This is a genomic window from Amycolatopsis kentuckyensis (assembly GCF_002155975.1).
GTDB classification, from domain to species: Bacteria; Actinomycetota; Actinomycetes; order Mycobacteriales; family Pseudonocardiaceae; genus Amycolatopsis; species Amycolatopsis kentuckyensis.
This window is the reverse complement of sequence record NZ_MUMI01000675.1, coordinates 1-3,198: the sequence shown is the minus strand read 5'-3', so window position 1 is coordinate 3,198 and position 3,198 is coordinate 1. Positions and strand designations below refer to the sequence as shown.

5 protein-coding genes are annotated in these 3,198 nt (G+C 71.1%); 2 read left to right on the top strand and 3 right to left on the bottom strand.

Annotated elements, in window-relative coordinates; all coding sequences use genetic code 11:
* The coding region (locus CCN39_RS45420; RefSeq protein WP_086853107.1) for an ABC transporter permease at positions 1 to 673 on the top strand (673 nt) is incomplete at its 5' end.
* Positions 674 to 769: 96 nt separating this feature from the next.
* Positions 770 to 1,162, top strand: a complete 393-nt coding sequence (locus CCN39_RS45415) for an SCO5389 family protein (protein ID WP_086853105.1) — start codon at positions 770 to 772, stop codon at positions 1,160 to 1,162.
* On the opposite strand, the gene CCN39_RS45410 is transcribed toward CCN39_RS45415, so the two are convergent.
* The 3 genes from CCN39_RS45410 to CCN39_RS45400 are packed head-to-tail and all read right to left on the bottom strand — an operon-like array spanning position 1,131 to position 3,195.
* Positions 1,131 to 2,144, bottom strand: a complete 1,014-nt coding sequence (locus CCN39_RS45410; protein ID WP_244211313.1) for an LLM class flavin-dependent oxidoreductase — start codon at positions 2,142 to 2,144, stop codon at positions 1,131 to 1,133. The genes CCN39_RS45415 and CCN39_RS45410 overlap by 32 nt on opposite strands.
* A complete protein-coding gene (locus tag CCN39_RS45405; RefSeq protein WP_086853103.1) occupies positions 2,117 to 2,272 on the bottom strand; it encodes a hypothetical protein in 156 nt (51 codons plus the stop codon). Before CCN39_RS45405 ends, CCN39_RS45410 begins: the two co-directional genes overlap by 28 nt.
* A complete protein-coding gene (locus CCN39_RS45400) occupies positions 2,272 to 3,195 on the bottom strand; it encodes a class E sortase (RefSeq protein WP_244211314.1) in 924 nt (307 codons plus the stop codon). Before CCN39_RS45400 ends, CCN39_RS45405 begins: the two co-directional genes overlap by 1 nt.
* Positions 3,196 to 3,198: the final 3 nt, after the last annotated feature.

The following is a 3,198-nucleotide window of genomic DNA, read 5'->3' as shown; positions in this document are numbered from 1 at the left end:
GGCCGCCGGCGGCCTGCTGCTACCGCCTGTCCTGCTGCTCGCCATCGGCGCCATCCCGGGCATGACCAAGCCCCACGAGGCAGCCGGCGGGTACCGGCTCATCGACGCCTGGGTGCCGTCGCTGATCGTCATCAGCATCGCGATGCTCGCGCTGCAGTCGATCCCGGCCGCCGTCGCCACCTACCGCGAGCAGGGCGTGCTGCGCCGGCTGGCCACGACGCCGGTGCACCCGGCGAACCTGCTGGGCGCGCAGCTGCTCATCCACGTCACGGTCTCGCTGGCGGCCATCGCGCTCGTGCTGGGGCTGGGCAACGCCGTCTACGACGTCCCGCTGCCGAAGCACCCGCTGCCGTTCGCGCTGACGCTGGTGCTCGGGGTGGTGGCGACGTTCGCGCTGGGCCTGATCGCGGCCGCGGTCGCCCGGACGTCCAAGGCCGCCACCGGTGTCGCGATGGTCGCTTTCCTCCCGATCATGTTCTTCGGCGGCGTCTACCTGCCGCGGCCGTTCCTGCCGGAGGTCCTGCGCCGGATCGGCGACTACGTGCCGCCGGGCTCGCAGGCACTGCAGGACGCCTGGGTCGGGACCGGCGTGCAGCCCCTGCAGCTGGCCGCGCTCGCCGCCTTCGCGGTGCTCGGCACGGCACTGGCGGCTCGGTTGTTCCGCTGGGAGTGAGCCTTCCGCCAAAGTGGTGATGATCATCGTTTTCTCTTGTGGCCGGGCCACCCGGCCGGTAGCCAAGAGGGTGGCCCTGCTCAAACTGGAGGTTCGATGTCCCTGGACGTGTCACCCGCGTTGCTGGAGAAGGCCGAGCGCGGGGAGGTCACCGACGCCGAGTTCGTCACCTGCGTCAAGGAATCCCTGCCGTACGCCTGGGAGGTCATCACCGGCGTCATCGCCGACGCCGAAGGCGCGGCGGACGGCTTCGCCGACAACGAGACCCCGCCGCCGAGCGAGGCCGCCCGCGGGCAGCTGCTGCGGGCCCTGGCCTCGGACGCCATCCGCGGCGGCCTCGAACGGCACTTCGGCGTCAAGCTGGCGTTCCAGAACTGCCACCGGGTCGCGGTCTTCAAGAAGTCCGAAATGGACGGTGACCGCTACCGCGCGTTCGTCTCGCCGCGCGGCCAGCTGCTCAACCAGAGCCCGGAACTGCGGGACTGCTAGCCCGCAGCGCGGGCAGCACCTCGGTGCCGATCCGCGCGATGTTTTCGAACGTGCCCTCCGGCGTACCCGACGCTTCCACGAGCATCAGCACGTGGGAGACGCCGGTGCGCCGGAGGCTCGTTTCCAGCGTCCGGACGCAGTGCGCCGCGTCGCCGACCGGGTGGATCGCGCAGAGCCGTTCGGTGTACTCCGCCGGATCCCGGCCGGGGCCCGCCCGCCCGTCGACGGTCACGTGCGCGCCGAGCCCGTCCTTCAGCCAGCCCGGCAGGGCTTTTCGCACCACTTCGGCATCGCCCACCTGGCAGAGCACGGTCGAGACGTGGTTCGCGGGCTTCCCGTAGGCCGCGACGGTGCCGGCTTTCTCCTCGTCATCGGCGTGCAGGCCGAGCAACAGCGGCAGGTTCCGTTCGGCGGCCTGCCGGACCGCGTCCGACTTCGGTCCCCCGCACGCGACGACGACGTCCGGCCGCCGTTCCGGCCCGGGGACCACGGGCACCTCCCGGAACGCGAAGTGCCTCCCCCGGGCGTCGACGCGGCCGGTGGTGGCGCGCAGGAAGACGTCGAGCGCCTCTTCGAAGCCGGTCTCGTACCGGTCCAGCCCGGTCCCGAAGACCTCGAGGTCCTGCCACGGCCCACCGCGGCCGACGCCGAGCCGCAGCCGTCCCCCGGAGACGGCGTCGAGCATCGCCCACTGCTCGGCCAGCGCTACCGGGTGCGTCGTCGACAGGACGCTGACCGCGGTCCCGACGCCGATCCGCGACGTCCGCCCGAGCACGTGCGCGGCAAGGGTGATGGCGGACGGGCAGACGCCGTAGGGCAGGAAGTGGTGCTCGGCGAACCAGACGTCGTCGAAGCCGGCTTCTTCGGCCAGCTCGGCGGCCCGGACGGACCGGCGGAGGACGTCGCCGTCCGCCTGGCCGGGGAAGCGGCCGCTGACCAGGAAGACGCCGAACCTCAGTTGACCGCGACCTCGTTGAACCACAGCCGCGGCTCCAGCCAGGGGAACACCACGAACATCAGCAGCGCGATCACGCCGAGCACCAGCACGACCGAGATCGTCAGCTTCGCCGCGAACGGGCCCGGCAGCTTCCGCCAGATCCACGCGTACATCAGGCCTCCCCGATCTTCGAAAGCAGGTCGCCGTAGTTCTTGACCTGGTCCTTCGGTACCTGCTGGGTCAGCACCGACGTGATGATGAGCCGCTCCTTGGCGGAGAACTGGGGGTGGCACGTGGTGAGCGTGAGGAGCGCGGCCTGCTGGGCCTTCGGGAGCACGTCGGCGCCCTTGTACGGGACCGGGTTCACCGCGGTGCCCTGGCTGGGCAGCACGACCTTGCGGCCGAACGTCTCGCTGTACGCGCCGCCGTCCTCGGCACCTCCGTCGCGGAGGGTCGAGACGCCCTTGCACTTGGGGTCGGCGCCCTTGCCGGTGGCCCAGTCCGCCATCTCGTCGTCGTAGGGCAGGACCTTGTAGATGTAGAAGTCGGTGGAGGTCTCGATCACGATCTGGTCACAGGAGGAGAGGTTGTCCAGGTCGTTGAACGGGGCACCCTTGCCGACGCGGTGGCCGGCCACGGCGAAGTTGCCGGGCTCGCCGGGCAGCGCCGTGCCCTTGTAGTGGCCGGGGCCGACTTCGAGGGCCGCGTCGTCGGTGCCCTCCTGGATGGTGAAGTTGTAGTCGACGCCGAAGGTGGGGATGTGGATGCGGGCGAACGCCTTGCCGTCGATCAGCTCGGGGTGCAGCGTGCGGTCGTGCGCCCACTCGCCGTCGAGCTGGTCGCTCGCCTCGGACTGCTTGCCCGCGGAGAACAGGTCGGTCACGTAGAGCTCGTAGACCATGAACAGCAGCACGACCAGGCCCAGCGTGATGAGCACCTCGCCGGCCGTCCGGATCGCGACGCCGCCCTTGCCGAGCGGCGCCGCGGCGGACTTCTCCTTGGTCGCGGCGCCGCCCTTCCCGACCGGGGCGAAGACGATGGTCTCCTCGTTCGCGCCGGGCGGCGGGGACGGGCTGGTGTAGCGGCTGTCTCTTATACC